Origin of the sequence: Terribacillus aidingensis, from assembly GCF_040703035.1 — a bacterium.
GTDB lineage: Bacteria > Bacillota > Bacilli > Bacillales > Amphibacillaceae > Terribacillus.
This window is the reverse complement of sequence record NZ_CP159996.1, coordinates 3,489,839-3,509,135: the sequence shown is the minus strand read 5'-3', so window position 1 is coordinate 3,509,135 and position 19,297 is coordinate 3,489,839. Positions and strand designations below refer to the sequence as shown.

The 19,297-nt window shown below is 42.0% G+C and carries 19 protein-coding genes, 1 tRNA gene, 1 other RNA gene and 1 pseudogene; 9 read left to right on the top strand and 13 right to left on the bottom strand.

Annotated elements, in window-relative coordinates; all coding sequences use genetic code 11:
* Positions 1–25: 25 nt before the first annotated feature.
* From dnaX to tadA, 3 genes are all read right to left on the bottom strand, one after another.
* Positions 26–1,702 (bottom strand): DNA polymerase III subunit gamma/tau, encoded by a 1,677-nt coding sequence (gene dnaX, locus ABXS78_RS18040; protein ID WP_095222148.1) that lies wholly within the window; start codon positions 1,700–1,702, stop codon positions 26–28.
* A 119-nt stretch (positions 1,703–1,821) separates the two neighbouring features.
* Positions 1,822–2,087, bottom strand: an RNA gene (ffs, locus tag ABXS78_RS18035) — signal recognition particle sRNA large type.
* 68 nt (positions 2,088–2,155) lie between these two features.
* Positions 2,156–2,635 (bottom strand): tRNA adenosine(34) deaminase TadA, encoded by a 480-nt coding sequence (gene tadA, locus ABXS78_RS18030; RefSeq protein ID WP_095222146.1) that lies wholly within the window; start codon positions 2,633–2,635, stop codon positions 2,156–2,158.
* A 99-nt stretch (positions 2,636–2,734) separates the two neighbouring features.
* Here tadA and ABXS78_RS18025 point away from each other — a divergent pair, with 99 nt between their 5' ends.
* Together ABXS78_RS18025 and ABXS78_RS18020 are read left to right on the top strand one after the other, a co-directional pair.
* Entirely contained in the window at positions 2,735–3,259 is a 525-nt protein-coding gene (locus tag ABXS78_RS18025; protein ID WP_095222144.1) for an isochorismatase family cysteine hydrolase, read from the top strand.
* Between the two features lie 60 nt (positions 3,260–3,319).
* Positions 3,320–4,603 carry a glycoside hydrolase family 18 protein gene (locus tag ABXS78_RS18020; RefSeq protein WP_366248389.1) on the top strand — a complete coding sequence of 428 codons (1,284 nt, stop codon included), beginning with the start codon at positions 3,320–3,322 and terminating at the stop codon, positions 4,601–4,603.
* A gap of 25 nt (positions 4,604–4,628) precedes the next feature.
* Here the strand turns inward: ABXS78_RS18020 and ABXS78_RS18015 are convergent, their stop codons facing one another.
* The 3 genes from ABXS78_RS18015 to acsA form a co-directional block, all read right to left on the bottom strand.
* The gene (locus tag ABXS78_RS18015) at positions 4,629–5,348 is read right to left on the bottom strand and encodes a DUF3891 family protein (protein WP_366248388.1); all 720 of its coding nucleotides are present in this window, start codon (positions 5,346–5,348) and stop codon (positions 4,629–4,631) included.
* Between the two features lie 53 nt (positions 5,349–5,401).
* Entirely contained in the window at positions 5,402–5,914 is a 513-nt protein-coding gene (locus ABXS78_RS18010) for a type 1 glutamine amidotransferase domain-containing protein (protein ID WP_366248387.1), read from the bottom strand.
* 67 nt (positions 5,915–5,981) lie between these two features.
* Positions 5,982–7,682 (bottom strand): acetate--CoA ligase, encoded by a 1,701-nt coding sequence (gene acsA / locus ABXS78_RS18005; RefSeq protein WP_366248386.1) that lies wholly within the window; start codon positions 7,680–7,682, stop codon positions 5,982–5,984.
* Positions 7,683–8,092: 410 nt separating this feature from the next.
* On the opposite strand from acsA, the gene ABXS78_RS18000 reads away from it, so the two are divergent.
* Positions 8,093–8,284: a CsbD family protein gene (locus ABXS78_RS18000; protein ID WP_366248385.1), complete on the top strand. Its 192-nt coding sequence runs from the start codon at positions 8,093–8,095 to the stop codon at positions 8,282–8,284.
* 162 nt (positions 8,285–8,446) lie between these two features.
* Here the strand turns inward: ABXS78_RS18000 and ABXS78_RS17995 are convergent, their stop codons facing one another.
* Complete coding sequence (locus tag ABXS78_RS17995) at positions 8,447–9,202, bottom strand: N-acetylmuramoyl-L-alanine amidase (RefSeq protein WP_366248384.1); 756 nt, start codon at positions 9,200–9,202, stop codon at positions 8,447–8,449.
* 195 nt (positions 9,203–9,397) lie between these two features.
* On the opposite strand from ABXS78_RS17995, the gene ABXS78_RS17990 reads away from it, so the two are divergent.
* Genes ABXS78_RS17990 through ABXS78_RS17975 form a run of 4 tightly spaced genes read left to right on the top strand, consistent with a single transcriptional unit; the run spans position 9,398 to position 13,382 of the window.
* Positions 9,398–10,876 carry a spore germination protein gene (locus tag ABXS78_RS17990; RefSeq protein ID WP_366248383.1) on the top strand — a complete coding sequence of 493 codons (1,479 nt, stop codon included), beginning with the start codon at positions 9,398–9,400 and terminating at the stop codon, positions 10,874–10,876.
* Positions 10,877–10,888: 12 nt separating this feature from the next.
* On the top strand, positions 10,889–11,980 hold the full coding sequence (locus ABXS78_RS17985; RefSeq protein ID WP_366248382.1) for a GerAB/ArcD/ProY family transporter: 1,092 nt from the start codon (positions 10,889–10,891) through the stop codon (positions 11,978–11,980).
* A complete protein-coding gene (locus tag ABXS78_RS17980) occupies positions 11,977–13,221 on the top strand; it encodes a Ger(x)C family spore germination protein (RefSeq protein ID WP_366248381.1) in 1,245 nt (414 codons plus the stop codon). Before ABXS78_RS17985 ends, ABXS78_RS17980 begins: the two co-directional genes overlap by 4 nt.
* Positions 13,221–13,382: a hypothetical protein gene (locus ABXS78_RS17975; protein ID WP_366248380.1), complete on the top strand. Its 162-nt coding sequence runs from the start codon at positions 13,221–13,223 to the stop codon at positions 13,380–13,382. The genes ABXS78_RS17980 and ABXS78_RS17975 overlap by 1 nt, the downstream gene beginning before the upstream one ends.
* A 569-nt stretch (positions 13,383–13,951) precedes the next feature.
* Here the strand turns inward: ABXS78_RS17975 and ABXS78_RS17970 are convergent.
* From ABXS78_RS17970 to ABXS78_RS17945, 6 genes and pseudogenes are all read right to left on the bottom strand, one after another.
* The gene (locus tag ABXS78_RS17970; RefSeq protein ID WP_366248379.1) at positions 13,952–14,488 is read right to left on the bottom strand and encodes a hypothetical protein; all 537 of its coding nucleotides are present in this window, start codon (positions 14,486–14,488) and stop codon (positions 13,952–13,954) included.
* A gap of 20 nt (positions 14,489–14,508) precedes the next feature.
* Positions 14,509–15,648 (bottom strand): hypothetical protein, encoded by a 1,140-nt coding sequence (locus ABXS78_RS17965; protein ID WP_366248378.1) that lies wholly within the window; start codon positions 15,646–15,648, stop codon positions 14,509–14,511.
* A gap of 1 nt (position 15,649) precedes the next feature.
* Positions 15,650–16,450 carry an abortive infection family protein gene (locus ABXS78_RS17960; RefSeq protein WP_366248377.1) on the bottom strand — a complete coding sequence of 267 codons (801 nt, stop codon included), beginning with the start codon at positions 16,448–16,450 and terminating at the stop codon, positions 15,650–15,652.
* Positions 16,451–16,624: 174 nt separating this feature from the next.
* Complete coding sequence (locus tag ABXS78_RS17955; RefSeq protein ID WP_366249982.1) at positions 16,625–17,167, bottom strand: site-specific integrase; 543 nt, start codon at positions 17,165–17,167, stop codon at positions 16,625–16,627.
* 27 nt (positions 17,168–17,194) lie between these two features.
* A pseudogene (locus ABXS78_RS17950) lies at positions 17,195–17,509 on the bottom strand (phage integrase SAM-like domain-containing protein); the annotation flags it as partial.
* 232 nt (positions 17,510–17,741) lie between these two features.
* Positions 17,742–17,814: transfer RNA gene (locus tag ABXS78_RS17945), tRNA-Arg, on the bottom strand.
* A 150-nt stretch (positions 17,815–17,964) separates the two neighbouring features.
* Here ABXS78_RS17945 and ABXS78_RS17940 point away from each other — a divergent pair.
* Positions 17,965–18,606: a deoxynucleoside kinase gene (locus tag ABXS78_RS17940; RefSeq protein ID WP_366248376.1), complete on the top strand. Its 642-nt coding sequence runs from the start codon at positions 17,965–17,967 to the stop codon at positions 18,604–18,606.
* A complete protein-coding gene (locus ABXS78_RS17935) occupies positions 18,603–19,286 on the top strand; it encodes a deoxynucleoside kinase (RefSeq protein ID WP_095222122.1) in 684 nt (227 codons plus the stop codon). The genes ABXS78_RS17940 and ABXS78_RS17935 overlap by 4 nt, the downstream gene beginning before the upstream one ends.
* Positions 19,287–19,297: the final 11 nt, after the last annotated feature.

The window sequence follows — 19,297 nt, the reverse complement described above, 5'->3', positions numbered from 1 at the left end:
GAAAAATCCCTCCTTGAATTGGTTATTAGTCTTTTATTTCGAGTAAATCATCTCCGACCAGCTTCCTGGCCTCTGCGATAATTGGGTCTTCCTCTTGCTTTCCATCCCCTGAAGAATCATCCTGCTTCTGATTCTTCAGGAAGTCTTCACGCAGTTCTGTCCAATTCGCCTCCGGAATCGGTATGACCGTAACTTGGTGTCCGATCCGTTCTGCTAGTAATGATTCTATCGTGTCTTTATGTTCCAAGGCAAGTGAACAGTGAATCTCATATTTGAAACCGATTATAAGTGCATTCTGGGAGGCTGCTCTTGGCTTACTATTCAAAATCGTCGCATGCGCAGGGGCGCTCTGCCGCTTAAGGGCATCCATAAAGCTTGCCCAGTGCTCAGCAACCAGCTTCAGTTCATCCTTTGTTGCTTCTGATAATACTTGGCGTATGCGTTCAAACGGAACACGATAGCTATTCTTGCTGCCTGTTCTTACCGGACGCTTCGGCTGTTCGGCAGGAGCTGTAGCTGATTGCGGCTGCAATTTCAGTTGTTTCAATTCCTGTTCCAGCTGAGAAATCTTGCGCGTCAGCTGCTGCACGGCTTCGGCTTCCACACTCGCTGTCGGAGCACTTTTATCCGCAATGTGCAAAATCGCTATTTCAACAAATACCTTCGGACTGTTTGCCCATTTGATCTCCTGCTGGCAGCGATTAAGTTCTACAATCGCCGCTTGGATCCAAGAAGCATCCACTTCCTCTGCCAGTTGTTTGAAACTATCGTCTACCAGTACGCGTTCAAGGATGTTCTCCATGCCAGGTGCACTTTGGAACATAAGCAAATCCCGTAAGTAATAGATAAGATCAAAAACGAAACGCCCTGGATCCTTTCCATCCTGTATCAGCAGATCCACTTGTTCAAGTGCTGCTTGTACATCTTGTCTGGCACAAGCGCGGATTACCTCTGTAAGTCTATCCTGTGAAACGGCACCGGTAACAGCAAGCACATCCGCAAGCTCCACAACATCTTCACTATAGGAAATAGCCTGGTCGAGCAAGCTGAGTGCATCCCGCATACCGCCTTCTGCAGCTAGCGCAACTGACTCGACTGCATCGTCAGATACTGTAATCTGTTCTTTCTCCAGTATCTCCTGCATCCTGTTTACCATTGCCTGCTGGTTGATACGTTTGAAATCGAATCGCTGACAGCGGGAAATGATCGTCAGCGGAATCTTATGCGGTTCTGTTGTCGCTAAGATGAAGACCACATGTTTGGGTGGCTCTTCCAATGTCTTGAGAAGTGCATTAAATGCTCCAATCGAGAGCATATGAACTTCATCGATGATATACACTTTATATTTAACCGCGCTAGGAGCATATTTCACTTTGTCCCGGATGTCCCGGATTTGTTCAACACCGTTATTGGACGCTGCATCGATTTCTATAACATCTGCAATTGAACCATCTTGGATTCCTCTGCAAGCCGCACACTCGTTGCATGCTTCCTCTACTGGTGCATGCTCACAGTTGATTGTCTTTGCAAAAATCTTCGCCGCACTTGTCTTCCCTGTACCACGCGGACCGGAAAACAAGTAGGCATGCGAGAACTTATCCTGCATGATGGCATTTTTCAATGTACGGATAATCGGCTCCTGGCCTACTACATCAGCAAATGTCCTTGGCCTCCAGACACGGTATAACGCTTGATAACTCATTGCGCCGCGCTCCTTTTTTCATTCTTCCCTCATTATAACGGAATTAGGTTACTGATACTACATGTATAAAAAGAGCCCTTACCAAATGGCAAGGACTCTGATTGTTTATTAATTAAGCGCCGTGCACCCACCGTCGATAATACGGATCTAAGCGTTACATAAGTTCATGGCTCGACCCAGGCTTCCCCGCGGCACACAAGAAAGACCGCTTACTGCTGCTTCCTTCCGGACCTGACAGGGTTCACGGGTTCCTGTTGCGCAGGACCCGGGTGTCAACACCAATTCCTTATGGCAGACCTTAAAGCCGCATTACCTCGGGCGGGAATTCGGCCTCGCTATAGCGGATTGCGAGTACAGGGCACCGCTACCTCCCCGCTTAGCACGGCTAAGTTGTGAATAATGTTAGGCGCTTCGATAGCGCACTTCATAGTATAGCTTGTTTGCAGAAAAAAATCAATCCCGGCTGTTTTTCGCTGCTTTTTTCTTCCGGAGTTCCCGGAAAAATGAGGTCAGCAGTCCGCCGCATTCCTTTTGCAGCACGCCGCCTGTCACTTCTGTCTGATGATTGAACCGATCATCTTCCAGTAAATTATATAAAGTGCCTGCACAGCCAGCCTTCGGATCATAAGCACCAAATACGACACGTCGGATCCTTGATTGGATGATGGCACCTGCACACATTGGGCAAGGCTCAAGGGTCACGTACAAATCACAATCCTCCAATCGCCAGCTGCCTACCTTTTCATTGGCCGCTTGGATTGCATGCATCTCTGCATGTGAGTGTGCCTGCTGGGTTGTTTCTCTAAGATTGAAGCCGGAAGCGATGATCTCTCCATCCTTCACGATAATAGCTCCAATCGGAACTTCTCCAAGATGCTCCGCTCGCTTTGCTTCCTTAATCGCTTGCTCCATCCAGTAAGCATCGTTCGTCATATCTATCTCCCACATTTCTATCCAAAGGTTTCAAATTACGTAAAGTTGATAATGTATAAGTATAAGAAGCTTCCTACTACGAAGTAAAGGAGAATTATCATGAGTGACAAAAAAGCCGTTTTATTTATAGATGTATTCAACACATTTGATTTTCCCGGCGGCGAAAACCTGCTGGAGAATACAAAGGAAATACTTCCTAACTGGGAGAAGCTGCGCAAAAAAGCAAAAGAAAATGATTGGCCAGTCATCTTTGTGAATGACCATTACGGAATCTGGCAGGATAACTTCAAAAAAATAGCTGACTATTGCCGGAATGAAAATAACAAGGAAATCATCGATAGTATGATGCCGCACGAAGATGATTATTTTCTTTTGAAACCGAAGCATTCTGCTTTCTTCCAGACATCACTACCATCCTTATTAAAGGATTTGGAATGCGATCGAGTTATTCTAGCAGGTGTTGCGGGTAATATTTGTGTTATATTCTCCGCAAATGATGCCCATATGCGGGAATTTAAACTGGATGTGCCAAGAAACTGTGTTGCATCCAATACAAAAGAACAAAATGAAGACGCATTGCGTGTCATTGAAACGACTCTCAGTGCCAATACAGATCCAATTTGACATAGAACGGCTCCTCCGAGCATAGCTTTTCTACAGAGGCTTAATAAAGGAGGAGTCGTTTTGCAAATATATGTAGTACAGACTGGGGATTCACTGAATAGCATTGCAAGCCGCTACGGTACGACAAGTCAGGAATTGATTACCGCAAACGAACTGGCAGCACCAAATGACCTTGTCGTCGGACAGGCGCTGGTGATTCCAATCATTGGCTCATTCTATTATGTCCAGGCTGGTGACAGTCTTTACACCATTGCCAGAAGAAATAACTTATCCGTTGCAGAGCTCGCACGAATCAATAACATTTCAGCATCAGCTGTCCTGCAGCCGGGACAGCGTCTATACCTCCCAGCAAAGTCGAAAAGGCAGATTGAATCAAATGCCTATATCGAGCCAACCGGAAATACTGTATCCCAAACTTTGGAGACGGCAGCAAGACAGCGTGCACCATACCTTACCTATCTGATGCCATTCAGTTACAGAGTAAATCGGCAAGGAAATTTAACCGCTCCGCCATTAAATGAATTTCCAACAATTGCACGCGAAAACAACACAACATTAAGTCTTGCTGTTTCCACGCTCGAAAGCGGCGCATTCAGTGCTGAATTAGGAACTCGTATTGTCACCAATACTGCTGTTCAGGATCGCTTATTTACAAACATTATCAATACCGCCAATGAAGTCGGTTTTGGAGAGGTGCACTTCGATATCGAATTTCTGCCAGCGGAAAATCGGGAAGACTATAACAATTTCCTAAGGCGTGCCGTCGCCAGACTTCGACCTGAGGGACTGCGTGTATCGACAGCAGTGGCACCAAAAACGAGCGCAACCCAGCAAGGACAATGGTACGAAGCACATGATTATGCAGCCCATGGGGAGATTGTTGATTTTGTCGTGTTGATGACCTATGAATGGGGCTATAGCGGCGGACCACCCTTAGCTGTTTCTCCATTACCGAACGTAAGAGATGTCGTGGAATATGCCTTAACAGAGATGCCCGCCAACAAAATCATGCTCGGACAAAACTTATATGGCTATGATTGGACACTTCCCTATGAGCCGGGCGGACAGTATGCCAAAGCCGTCAGTCCGCAGCGAGCCATAGCGATTGCCCGTGAAAATAATGCTTCGATTCAATACGACACTACTGCGCAAGCACCTTTCTTCAGATATACAGCTGCTGGTGCACAGCATGAGGTATGGTTTGAAGATGCCCGCTCCATCCAGGCAAAGTTCAATTTGATCAAGGAGTTGAACTTGCGCGGAATCAGTTATTGGAAGCTTGGTCTTTCCTTTCCGCAGAACTGGCTGTTACTTACCGATAATTTCACAATCAGAAAGCTATGAGAGCAGTAAATCTACTGCTCTTTTTTCATGTCACCGTCACCCAGAGCTTCTCTTCACGGAACTCATCTCCGTCCACTACCACTTGTGGAATGGCAACACGGACAGGACTTTCGAGCGGTGAAGGTGTCAGTTTGACTTCCACAGACGATACCCATTCTCCGATAACCTTATCGGCAAAAGAAAACTTTTCCCCGAAACCATCCCGGAACCATTTCACTTCATTCTGCTTAGATACTCCCGGCTGATTCATACACAGGTACAAAGAAACATCATCACAGAAAGAAAGCATCTTTTGATCAATATCCAACGTAGCACTTTCGGCTGAAGTAAGTGTTTGTATGTCAGCTTGCTGCAATCCATGCTCCCGATCCAAGAATGCTTTTATCTGCTCATCTTCTGTGTGGTTGGAAAAGAACGAGCAATAATGCCGGCTGCACAATATAGCTGCATAGCGGGATTGTTCCCGTACTTCCATGATGCCCTGCTGATATGCACGCAGCTTGTCCGTTAAAGGATAATCGATAAAGCTATAAAAACCTTCCCCATCAGGCTTTCGCTTTGGTACTTCATCCAACGGAATCCAAGCTCGGTCGTGCTGGTCGATGGCCATGATAGTCTCAGGACGCTGAACAGGTGAATCTGAATCATCCTTTCGCCAATGCCTGGCTATTTCCCCGGAAATAGCCGCATGGGCATGCTGAGCTATCAACACCGTTTTACCTTCGTCATTATGTCGAACGATCATATTATCCCTCCTATGAAAAACTCCCGGCATATAGCCGGGAGTCATATTTGTTCTTATTTCAATAGCTTCAAGGATTCCTCGATGAAAGCTGGAATATCATCCGGCTGTCTGCTCGTAACCAGCTGATTCTGACATACGACAACTTCCTTGTCTTCGACTGTTGCACCAGCATATTCCATATCGACTTGAATAGATTTATATCCTGTCGCTTTTCGTCCCTCAAGTGTCTTAGCGGTAATCAGCAGCTGCGGACCGTGACAAATTGCGAAAACAGGTTTCTTTTCATCCATGAAATGCTTCGCGAAATTAACAAATCGATCATCTGCACGTAAGTTATCAGGTGAGTTCCCACCTGGAATGAACAGTGCATCAAAATCTGATGGGTTTACATCATCGATGCCTTTATCGATGGACACTGTCGCTTCTCCTTGTTTACCTGTTACACTTTTACCTGATTCAAATTCAATTGTTGTTACTTCATGCCCAGCTTCTTTAAATGCTTTCGCCGGATCCGTATATTCTACATCTTCAAACGTATCGGTAATGACAGTTGCAATTTTAGCCATTGTCTAACACTCCTTTTATAAAGTATCACACAATGTATACTTCCACGTGGTCAGTCGATTAAACCTGTTATTCCTCTAAAGTAGATGTATCACCCAGCGGCAGTCCGAGCTCTTTGGCACGAAGCAGACGACGCATGATTTTGCCGCTTCTTGTCTTTGGAATTGAGGTGACAATCTCAATTTCCCTTGGTGCTGCATGCGCACTCAGTCCTTTTTTAATGAACTGCCGGATTTCTTCGCGCAGCTCCATGGAATCTTTATGCCCCTTATCCAGTGTGATGAAGGCTTTGATGATCTCTCCGCGCTCTTCATCCGGTTTTCCGATTACCGCTGCTTCAGTAACAGCATAGTGCTCGATAAGCTTACTTTCCACTTCAAAAGGTCCGACCAATTTTCCAGATGTGTTGATCACGTCATCCAAACGACCTTCGAACCAGAAATAGCCTTCTTCATCCATCTTGGCGCTATCCCCTGATACATACCAGCCGTTGATGAAATAGCTGTCAAACTTCTCTTGATTGCCCCAAATCGTTTTCATCATCGATGGCCAGCCTGCCTTTACTGCAAGATTTCCGCTCGTATGAGGCGGCAGTACATTCCCGGCATCATCAACTATCGCTGCTTCTACACCTGGTATCGGTTTGCCCATCGCCCCTGGCTTGATTGGCAGTGTAGGGTGATTGACGATGAGCATGGCACCTGTTTCTGTCATCCACCATGTATCATGAATGCGTTTGCCGTAAACTTCTTCTGCCCAATAAATGATTTCCGGGTTGAGAGGCTCCCCCACACTGAGGACATGGCGAAGCGAGGACAAATCATAGGAATGAGCAACCTCATCACCTGCAGCGGCCAGCTTCCGCAAAGCAGTCGGGGCTGTATACCAGACCGTTACCTTATGTTTCTCAATGACCTTATACCAAGCTTCCGGTGTAAAACGGCCCCCGGCAATAACATTTGTTGCCCCGTTCAGCCAAGGTCCGAATATGCCGTAACTTGTACCTGTCACCCAGCCAGGATCAGCTGTGCACCAGTACACATCATCCTCCTGCAAATCCAAGATCCATTTGCCAGTGGCATAATGCTGTACCATCGCACGATGTGCATGATAAACACCTTTCGGCTTCCCAGTGGAACCAGAGGTATAATGCAGCAGCATACCATCCTCCTTATCCAGCCACACAGGCTCGAATTCGGTTGATGCCTGATCCATCAGTTCTGTATAGTCATGTAGTCCATCTGTTTCACAGTTAAGTACAATGACTTCCTTCAATTCGGGCAAATTATCCCTGTTAACGCGCGGCAGCAGTTCTGCCGTTGTTATCAAGATGCTAGCGCCGCTGTCCTTCAGTCGATCTTCTACTGCCTGTTCCATGAATGCTTCGAATAATGGTCCGGCTACAGCGCCAATTTTGAGAATACCAAAAAAGCTTGCGTAAAAATCAGGACAGCGAGGCATGAACAAAAAGACGCGGTCTCCTTTTGCTGCACCGAAAGATTTCAGCATATTGGCGGCCTTATTGCTGCGTTCCTTCAGTTGTGTGAACGTCCACTTCTCCTCTGTCTCTCCATCCTGATAAATTAAAGCAAGCTGATCCGCTTTAGCCGGATTTTCTGCATGACGGTCTACTGCCTCATAAGCAGCATTTAATTTGCCCGTATGGTACCAGGAGAAATCCTGCTCCATCTGACTCCATTCAAACGACTGACGTAGTGCTTCAAAATCCGTTACATTGTGCTTTCCACTGAGAGGTGCTAACATTTTCATGATTCGACATCCTTCCCTATAATTTGTAAGCGTTTACAATTAACACGAATAAAAAAGCCTCTGTCTGCATCAGCAAATCAAGTAGGTTATTTCCATTGTACATTGTTTTCCTTACCAGTCAAAGCGAAATCATAAAAACGAGCACCCGCTTCGTTAAGACTCTTTATATAGATAGAGACAATTTCACATTTGCTGCTGTTATCTCCACCATAAAGAATGACAAATATAAAAAGGTCCGCTCTTTCAAAGAGCAGACCTTTTACTTACACTTAGCAGATTAGTGGTATGGGGGATACCTGATATCACTATACCCATCTGTACAACAAATAAACATCCTTTTTAAAAAGTTTATAAGTTTTTATAGCGGGAAGAGCATAATATAGCAATTTTCAAAAAGGAGTGGATTACAAATGGCTGAAAACAAACAAAGTCTAAGCGACAAAGTAAAAGGTGCCGTATCAAAAACAAAAGGTGAAGCAAAAAATCAAATCGGTAACGCAAAAAATGATAAAGGCATGCAAGCAGACGGCAAGAAAGACAAAGCAAAAGGAAATCTTCAAGATACTGCTGGTAAACTAAAAGAGAATTATGACCGTCACTAAGAAAGAGCCTGTCCTTTTGTCAGATAAACTGACAGGATAGGAGGGGAACTTGGGAAAGTAAGATCAGCACCCAATTTCGGCAAATTTCGTGCTACACTTAATTCAAGATTTCCCCTAAATTTCTAACACAAAATGGCTGCCAAATCGGCAGCCATTTTTGTTTTAGACAAGTTCTACATATTGAGGATTCGCTGTAATATAGTTCCCGCTCTTCAGCTTATACATCGTGGAGCCATCGACTGTCAGTGTCTCCACTACGGTGAACACTTCCCCTTGGCTCACTGTACCTGCGCGTGCATTCCAATCCGGTGCATCATAGTAGTATAGCGATGCTACCTTTACTCGGATTAAGAAAGTGGAACCAGAATCTGCCTTCTTCGTTAGACCAAGTGCTTTTTCCAAGCCATTGACATGTCCTCTCGCTACATTCTGAATCCAAGAATTCGATTTCATCTTCGCCGCATCAGCACTATTATCAATAAAGCCATTTTCTGTCAGGACAGCAGGCATATTTGTTTCCCGAAGTACATGGAAGTTCGCCTTTTTCCTGCCGCGATCCGCCATTCCATTCAGCTTCATTACTTCCTCATGAATTCGTGCCCGCATTACGCCAGTTTCAGAGCTGTCCGAAAGAGTGGAATAGATGAAATCCTCATATCCTGTCCCTCCGCCAGCATTGACATGAATACTGAGGAAGAAATCAGCTCCCCATGCATTTGCATCATTCGTACGCTGGGTAAGGGACGGGAACGTATCCCCGGTGCGAGACATACGAACCTCTGCATTTTCATACTCCAGCTCTAGGATATTACGAATTGATGTCCCAATTGCCAACACGATATTTTTCTCCTGGATTCCATTTGCTGTTGCTCCCGGATCTGACCCTCCATGACCTGGATCTACATAGATTTTCACCATTCGACCATCTCCCTTTCTTTTTTTGACTGCTATATGTTACTTTATGCAGCCTTGTACTAGATAAAAGCGGTTGGTGTCACAATTTCACAACCCATTCTGTATCTATTATCGAAAGGTAGGTTCAAATAGTGTTATCTGTTCATAAAATCATCGCTAACTAGACACACTAACAGAACGAGAGAGAGGTGATCGGTGATGTTTCCTTGGCAGAAAAAGAAGACAGAAGCAGTGGAGAAGCGGAAAACCACTAAGATATCCAGAAGCTTGAAAGAGAATGTGACCTATCTTGAAGAACAATATTTATATGGAACTAACTTTGATTTCAACTCTAAGGAACTTCGAGGATCAACTGGGAGATACCACCTATTCTACTATTCCACAATTATTGATACGAAACAGTTAAACGAGCATATCGTGACACCTTTGCTTGAAACAAAAAGGGATATTCCGGTGCCACGGATCGTTACATTATCCAGTCTAAGTTCTGTGAAGAATATGGATGAAGTGGAGAAAGGCCTTAGCACGGGCTGCGTCATCATTTTCAAAGAAGGAATGAGCGAAGCATTCAAAGCAAAAATCGATGACTTTAAACACCGCCCCGTGGAAAAGCCTGAGAATGAGAAGACCATTAAGGGACCAAAAGAATCCTTTACGGAGTCTTTGCCAGTGAACATATCTATCTTTCGAAAGCAGATACCTTCCAAAGATCTGATTATCGAAAATATCAGCGTCGGTACAAGACCCGAAATGCCTGTATCTTTAGTTTATGCACGTGATCTAGTTAACGAGGAAATACTTGAGAATGTCAAACAGCGTATCAAGAAGATTACAGCCGGCAATATCCGAAATATTGAGATATTAGAGCAGTTTCTCGAGGAAAGACCCGCCTCCCTGTTTCCTACGATGCTATATACAGAACGTCCAGACAATGCAGGTAACTATATTATGGAAGGCTATGTGGCAATTATTATGGAGAATTCTTCCTCTTGTCTGATCGCCCCTATCACTATCTGGTCTTTCTTCCATTCACCAGAGGATAGGTATTTGAGATGGGCTTTTGGAAACTTTAGCCGACTAGTACGCGCTATCGCATATTTCATTACATTATTTGTTTCTGCAAGTTATGTAGCTATTACGAATTATCACAGCCAGCTTATCCCGATTGATTTGCTGCTAGCTATAGCAGCAAGCAGAGAACGAGTTCCGCTGCCAATTGTATTCGAAATCCTGTTAATGGAAGTAGCGTTTGAATTAATCAGGGAAGCAGGGATTCGCATCCCTTCCCCGCTCGGACCAACTATCGGAATTGTTGGAGCATTGATTCTCGGTCAAGCGGCAGTAGAAGCAAATATTGTCAGTCCTATAGTCGTTATCATCGTGGCTTTAAGCGGATTGTCCTCGTTTGCCGCCGCTAACTACAGTATCAATCATACATTGCGAATTTCCCGCTTTCTTTTCATTGTTGCTGCCAGTATGTATGGACTGCTTAGCCTTTTAGGAGCAATATTGCTTTGGGTAGCGTATGTCGTTTCCATCAATTCCTTTGGTGTCAGCTATTTCTCACCTGCTACCCCATCAAACCGATCACCAAGGGACACGTTCTTCCGCATGATACTAAAAAAAGAAAAATGGAGACCTGGATTCCTGAATCCGAAAGACTGGGATAAACAATGAAAGGAGGATACCATGATGGAGCTCAATAAAAAACCATTACGGATTCGTGAGCTTACAGCGATGATTTTCATGATAATTGGCCTAAAAGGTGGTGATACCACGCCAGCTCTCTTCGCTGATCAAGCTCAGAATGCCATATGGATCGTTCCGATCATCTCCTTCCTCTTTCTATTAGGTCCGTTCCTGATTCTCATGCACCTTCTTAAAAAATATAAAAAATATAATTTGATTGAGCTCATCTTCCATCTGATTGGAAAGAAGGCAGGAACCTTGCTTGCCTTATTGCTATTCATCTGTGGTTTCATCGCCATGTTTACTGACATGCGTAATGTCATGGAAGAAATCAACTATCTTTATTTCCCGAATTCTCCAACACTCGTCATTTACGTTATCTTCCTCACTGTATGTATACTAGTTGCTAACAAAGGGTTGGAAACGATAGGCAGCTTGGCTTGGGCACTGCTTCCGATAATTATTGTCACAATCATTGCAGTGATATTCGTGGACTTGAAAGAAGCTGTACTGGTACGCATTTTCCCTCTATTCGGAGGAGGAGTAGGTACTGTTATTTTCGAGGGTATCTCCAAATCAGCTGCCTTTTTAGAGATATTTTTAATAACGATTGCGTATCAGTCCTTTCACCAAACAAAATACTTTCACAGCGGTATTTATTTAGGAGGAAGTCTTTCTTTTATGCTCATCGTCTCCTTTTATGCCGTGTATACGATGCTGTTTGATTATAACTCAATCAATAATATTGCTTTTCTCTATCAAGAAGCGACGGAAATCGTAGCTCTTGGACATTTCTTCACGAATATCAGCACGCTTTTTATGGTCGGCTGGATGTTCTCAAACTTCTTGCGATTTATAATCTTCCTTTATTTGATATGCTGGATTTTTGGAGCAATCTTTGAAATTAAACGGTTTGAAGGATTGCTGCTGCCTATCGGATTCATTGCCATGATACTTTCACTAATTCCGCCTAGTTTTGTTGTAAATGAGATGTTTTTCAGAGAAAAAAGTCTGCAAATTATGACGCCCCTCTTCTTCCTTTTTCCTTTTCTGTTATGGGCAGCATCTTACTGGAAGGATAGAAAAACATGAAGAAATTACTCATATTGATGCTGCTTATACAGACGGCTGTCCTTTTGAGTGGCTGCTTTGACCGTAAAGAATTAGAAGAACAGGCATACGTCATCAGTATTGGGGTTGATAAGACAGAGAGTGAAGATGTATTCCGTTTCACATTTGAAATTGCCAACCCTGAAGTAGGCAGTACTGTTTCAGGTCCTTCTACCCCAGAGCCACCCCAAGAGGTAGTCAGTGTTTTAGGTACCGACTTTCTTTCTGCTACGAATACTGCCAATGTATCGGTTGCAAAAGAAATTTCGCTGGATCAAGTGCGTGTTGTAATTGTTTCCGAAAAACTGGCTCGTTCCAAAAAGTTTATCCATTTGATGCAAACGGCACCAAGCATTATTGATTTGAAACTTAATGCACAGTTGGTTATCAGTAAGGAGAAGGCTGAGAAATTTATAAGAACTACTAAACCAAAACTGGAGTCCCGCCCGCACAAGTATTTTCAATATATGCTTGATCGTGCCAAAGAAACAGGCGTTATTCCAGATGCACCATTGGTCCGGTTCTTCCAGATTACCGAAGGCGATGCAGATCTCTTTATTGCACCATTTGCTACTACGAAAAAAGATCCTAAAGAAGAGTACGGTGCAGAAGACAATTACAAAGCTGGTGAAGCAAACATAAAAGGAGGAAACGCTACCCAGTTCATTGGATCAGCAGTGTTTAAGGAAGGCCAGATGATTGATACATTGACAGGGGAAGAGACACGCTTCTCCTTGATGCTGGATACAACGCTGCCCCAGCAAGATATTATAGCGAGTTACACAGATCCATTAAGTCCTGGTTTCGATTTGTCAGCTCGTGTACAAGCGGACAAAGTAAAAGTAAAGATTGACTACAAGCCTACAGGCAAGACAAATATCGATGTGTATGTAAGTCTGCATATGAATATCTTTGCAGTACCAAGCACTCGAAATTATATGATCAATTCGAAAAACAGGGACATCCTGCATGATTCGCTGCAGAAACAATTGCAAGAAGAAGGAGAAAAATTCATCAAGAAAACACAGGAGAAATATAAGCTGGAACCCTTCTACTGGTCCCTGCACATTAGAAACAAGTTCCTTACGATCAAGGACTATGAAAAGGCAGACTGGTCGAACAAGATTTATCCGAATGCCAATGTGAGGTTGCATGTTAAGGTTAGAAGCCTGGAGTTTGGTAAGTTATTGCGGGAATCGGATTTAAGGAAGGTGCGGGATTGATGCAAACTTTCTATATGACGCTCATGGTACTCTTTGTCACTGGCTATACTTGTTTGTTTGGCTACTCGCTTTATAAAGCCAATAATAAAAAAGGAATGGTAGCTGTAATCTGCTTGATCATTATGGTTATCGCAAGTCCCTTCCTGCTTTATAAATTTTAAAAAAGCCACAGCCCTTTTAGGCTGTGGCTTAAACTATATTTCAAACGGCCCCGGCAAGATTCGAACTTGCGACACACGGTTTAGGAAACCGCATAAGGCTGTCTTTATTCCGTTCATTTAACGCCTTACCCTATTAAGGACAATGATTCCCTACCGAGTTAGCTACAACGAGAGAGGATGTTGTTCTCTGATAGGTATTACGTTCTGACTATCCGTTTGTTATAGCAATTATAAGGTAACCCATTAAATTATGTAAAGCAACCTATTATCTAAAACCAACTTTCAACAACATATTTAAACCTCGAGTTTTCCGGACTCGCATCATTTTTTATAAACTCTATATACTTAACTATAGCATCCACAAATCTAGGACTAATATCGTTTATTTTTATTTCATCTCTACTATCACTTTCCTCGAAAGATAGAAACCCTAATTGATTAAGAAGTGTGATAGAAACAAAAGTTGGTAACCTAAACTCTTCTGCTAGACCTTCCGATATCAGTTTGCTATTTTCGCCCGTATGTTCCGTTTCATATGAAAACATGATACTTTTCTTAATATCCACTTTTTATCTATTTATGTAACTCTTGTAACAAATTAGAGTAGTTATTGTGTGTATCGGACTTGATATAGTGAGAAAATCCAGAAAGAAACTTTCGTGGACTTGTTTACTACTATGATTTTTATCTTCACTTTTGCTGTTTGAAATCAAACTTTTTGAAATATCGTCTTTCAATGCAATTATTCCAGTATCTACCCTACCAGTAATCTCTTTAACGTTGGAAATTCCCTCTTTTAATACTCTTACCTCTTCTTTAAATTCATTAAGCATAGGTTGTATTTCTTTAACTACGGAAACATTATTAGCTGCTTCTTGAATTTGACTTGCTGATGCATCTAACTTTGCATTTGCATTCTCATAAGTGCTACTTTGATAAAATGAATATATGATTGCTACAACTGCTAAAAGTATGGAAACTACTGTACCTCCGAATCCCATGTGAGAAACAATGTCATCTCTTCCTCCATAGAAAAAGGTAAATACCCCTATTAAAAGAAGCGTCATAATAATCATGCAGTAAATAAAGTCCTTGTTTTTTGACACTGTATTCTCTCCTTTACATCCTAAAATTTTCTACCTAAAATAACATTACCAGAACCGACCATATTGCCTTTTTCTTCTTTATCAAAGTCTGGATGTTTTACTGATTTCCACCAATGTAATACCTTCAATTTGGTAGGCAATCTAGTATCTATTGTATTTACTAAGTCAATACAATCTTTTACGCCTTCGATGATGTAATGATAACCAGTAGTGTACAAGTGCATTAACTCAGAAGCATCCTTTTCGTCCGGAAAGGCTGAAACGTGTATAAAACGATTTCTTTTTTGATTAAAATCATGATATTTTTTAACTAAATCATTGAATTCTCCTTGATTATCCCGGATAAACTCTCTTCTTATAATATTCTTAAGTATTTCTTCATCTTCTACTTTCCTAAACCCTAGAAGTTTCTCAACCTTTTTATCTTCTGTCTGGTACTTACTTTCCTTTAAATTGTAGAATATGTAGTATAGGTAGGATTCCACAAAAGTAACTGACGTAATGTGCAGCATCCTAAGTAATGCTTCTATCTCATAGACGATTCTCCTGACTTCTGGTTTACTAGTCCGTTGTGTTATTGGAATATTACCACTTGCTATTTTCTGCTTATACTCCTCCTTCTTATCAAGGTATATATTCCACATGTTAACTAAATCCGAATATGGAAAAAACTCAGGAAAGGTTGGCGTAATTCCATTCATTAGACTAATATCAATTAAATGATGGGGTTGGAGATTTGGACTGTTATTAAAGCGTCGTAAGTACTCTATATCAATGAGTTCGCTTAACGCCCCAACTCTTATCAAGAAAGCACTTTCCTTAGAAATAGTATCAACCATATCTCTAAATAATTGGAAAGTAGTATCAATAGTCTCTTCTTTATCGGCGTTATAGAATCCTGTTGCTTTTAGTGTCTCAACTACTGTATCACTAATGTTATCCAAATTAGATTGGCTATAAAGCTTTGGGTAATTTCGTATACCGTCTACTATCTTTAGATTCGTTGCTTGACCTCTAGTAACGTGCTTTCTGTTAATGATATTAAGAAAAACTGCTACCAGTGCGTACTTATAACACTTCTTTGGAATTTTACTGAGTTTCTTAAGTGTTTTATTACTTAGTGCATCTTTTAAATACAATAAATCTTTATCTACTGTCATCTTATCTCTCCTCACTTACTATAGCGATGGTACCTTTTTCTTTTTGATACTCCAAAGTATGGAACAGAAAATTTGTAATTGTTTTTGCAGCGTTTACCGCTAGTACTGCATGATGAAGAGTAGGTCTTCTTCTACCCGCATGCCCGTCCCCAACCTTGTTTCTAATCTCATTTAGTCCCCCTACGGTCTTGTTTAACCCACTGATAATCTGCTTCAAAGGCTTATCTAAGCTTTCATCACTTGGGTCTAAGTTCAAAACCTTTCTCACTTTATCAAATAAACTAGGTACACTGTTGTAGCTAATCTCCTTAACACCACATTTTATTAATATCTCCTTACATACTCCCTCAACCATTGAACGCGCTGAAGTAATTGCCCCAGAATAATCACCAACGTCTATTCTTGTTTCACAATTCATTAAGTCATCTATAATACTATCGAACTTCAATTCTTTCGGGATATCACTTTCAACCTTAATAATCTGAACCTCATACATATTATCGTCCAGATAGGAAATTAGCTTGTTAAACAAAGCTGTAATTTCTAACGCATTATCACCGTACCCTCCATAACTCTCTTGACTTAAGTATCTACAAAACTCCTCTACTGTAAGGCTTTCCTCTACAAAATTAGGTACTTCCATGCCCACTTTCTCGCATAAAGTTCTAATGATTCTTCTTGCTGTACGATAATCTTCATCTGAAACAATATCCCAATAAACGGCTTCATCTATAAACCTAATATAAGCATCCATCAATCCAGTCTTAACTGCAGATAAAATCTCAATGGTTTGATTGTTCATTTTAACTCTTCCTTCATTTTTTACCAATTATATCAAATGGAATATTATCATTGCGATGTTAATCCTCTTGTATTGTAAACAACCTCATTTAATTCGCTAATATGGTAAAAGGAAGGGGTGTAATCCCCTTCCCTCTTGTTATTGGTTATTGTTATATGGTTCTAGTTATTGGTTCTAGTTAAGTAGTTGGATGTACTTACGTGTTGTAGATATGTCTGCATGTCCTACAATCCTTTGTAACGTGAATATATCGCCACCATTCAGAATGTAGTTCCTACAAAACATATGACGAAATACATGGGGTGAAACCCGCTTCGTTATACCTGCTATGTCTTTGTAGTTGTTCAACCTCTTCCGAAAAGAATTAGGGTTGTACCGTGTACCTATATTCGAAACGAAGACATACTCCGTATCAAAGTTAGCTTTGTTTTCTGCCACCAACTCCAAAAGTAGCTTTACTACTTGATTTGAAAGTGGGAGGATTCTTGGCTTACGATTCTTGTTCTTAGCAGCGGGCAAGATTATAGCCCTCGTCTTGAAGTCAATATCATGATTTTCAAGTTCGCATACTTCGTTTATCCGCATACCAGTATCCAACATGAGATACATCATTACTAAGTCCCTAAACTGGGCATAATACCGTTCATCCGGAACGCTTATAAGCTTGTTGACTTCTTCATCTGTGAGAGGTTCTAGCCCGTCTTCATCGACCTTCATAAGCTGAATGTTCCTAGCCGGGTTCTTATTAATGATTTCTACCTTGTATAACGCATTGAAGAACGTCTTCAAGAAGCGTATCCGCACGTTTATAGTGAATGGCGATAACCCTACACTCTTTGTACGGTCGTTATACCTTTCCTCTCGTAAGTAAAGAAGGTACTCTCGGATAATTGCTGTACTAATCTCATCTATCATTCCTATTTCCGGATGACTTACATTTAGCCATGAGACGAAGTAATCCATCAAATGATGATAGTCAGAAACAGTTCGATTCCGAACGCCAAGGCTTTTCTTTAGCGATAGAAAGCTTTTGAATGCTTCTTCTATTGTTGATTGCAAAGGAATGTAGTCACTAATTTCTCGTGCCTTACGAGTAGTAACAATGGGTTTACCTTTGCGACTGTTTGAGGGCAAAACAAAAACGCCACCTTTCGTAACTTATTCCAATACGGATAAGGAACGTAAAATGACGTTAATGTTCGGTAATATGAGGACGGTATGAAACCGTATCCCTTCGGTTTAGCTAACGCGAGAGAGAAACAGCTTAAACCGCTACATAGTGGTATACAGACGGCCCCGGCAAGATTCGAACTTGCGACACACGGTTTAGGAAACCGATGCTCTATCCCCTGAGCTACGGAGCCACGACATACTATATTATAACTGAATCGGGAAAGCTTGCAAAGTCTGTCGCATTTTCCACTAGTTTCTTCCTTCACTGTATCGAAGCAATAGCCCTTCTATGGTAAACTATATTTATTTGCCATACAACGTTTGAGTTTGGAGGATACATCATGCACGAGCTGCCATTTATTGCAGTGGAAGGTCCAATCGGTGTCGGAAAGACATCATTGGCTAAAAGAATCGCAGAACACTTTCAGTATGAACTGCTGAAGGAGATTGTAGAAGAAAACCCGTTCCTAGGCAAATTTTATGAGAATATCGAGGAATGGAGCTTTCAGCTGGAAATGTTCTTTTTAACGAACCGTTACAAACAGCTGAATGATATTCGCAAGGACTATCTTTCACAGAATCAACCGGTGGTCGCAGATTATCATATCGCAAAGAATATGATTTTTGCCCAGCGTACACTTGCTGCACCGGAGTTTGATAAATACAGCAAGATTTTCTCTATTCTTACAGAGGATATCGCGCTGCCTAATATGGTCATCTATTTGGATGCCAGCTTGGAAACATTGCTTGAACGGATCGAAATGCGTGACCGAAAAGAAGAACAGCATATCCAGCCGGACTACTTAAAGCAGCTATCTGCTGATTACCAAACCTTCATGGATCGTTTTGAACAAGAAAACCCAGACATACCTGTGCTTCGATTAAGCGGGGATGAGTTGGATTTTGTGAAGAACGAGCAGGATTGGAAGTATATTTGTGACAGGATCTCCTCTCACTTGGATAAAGGAGTAACATCATCATGAACCTTAGAGAGAAATACCATATACCTGCAGACAGTGTAATCACCATTGCAGGTACTGTAGGTGTCGGAAAATCGACAATGACACAAGCCTTGGCAGATGCGTTACAGTTTCGGACGAGCTTTGAGAAAGTGGATGGAAATCCCTACTTGGATAAATATTATGCTGACTTTGAACGCTGGAGCTTCCACCTTCAAGTCTACTTTCTAGCTGAACGCTTCAAAGAGCAAAAAAGAATTTTCGAATATGGCGGCGGCTTTATACAAGATCGTTCCATCTATGAAGATACTGGTATTTTTGCTCGGATGGCGTATGAAGAAGGAAATATGTCCAAGGTCGACTATGAAACATACCGTTCCCTCTTTGATGCGATGGTGATGACACCTTACTTCCCTCATCCAGACTTGCTGATTTACTTGGAGGGATCCTTCGATCATATCATCAGCCGTATCAAGCAGCGCGGTCGGGAAATGGAACAGCAAACACCGATCAGCTATTGGGAAGAGATGTTCCATCGCTACGATAAATGGATCAATGATTTCAATGCTTGTCCGGTATTGCGAGTGAATATAGCAGACTATGATTTACTGAATCCAAATACGTCCATTGAACCGATTCTGGAGAAAGTCGGACACTTTATCCAGCACTCCCGTAAATGGACATCCCATCAGCCTTCCAAATAAAAAAATCCGCC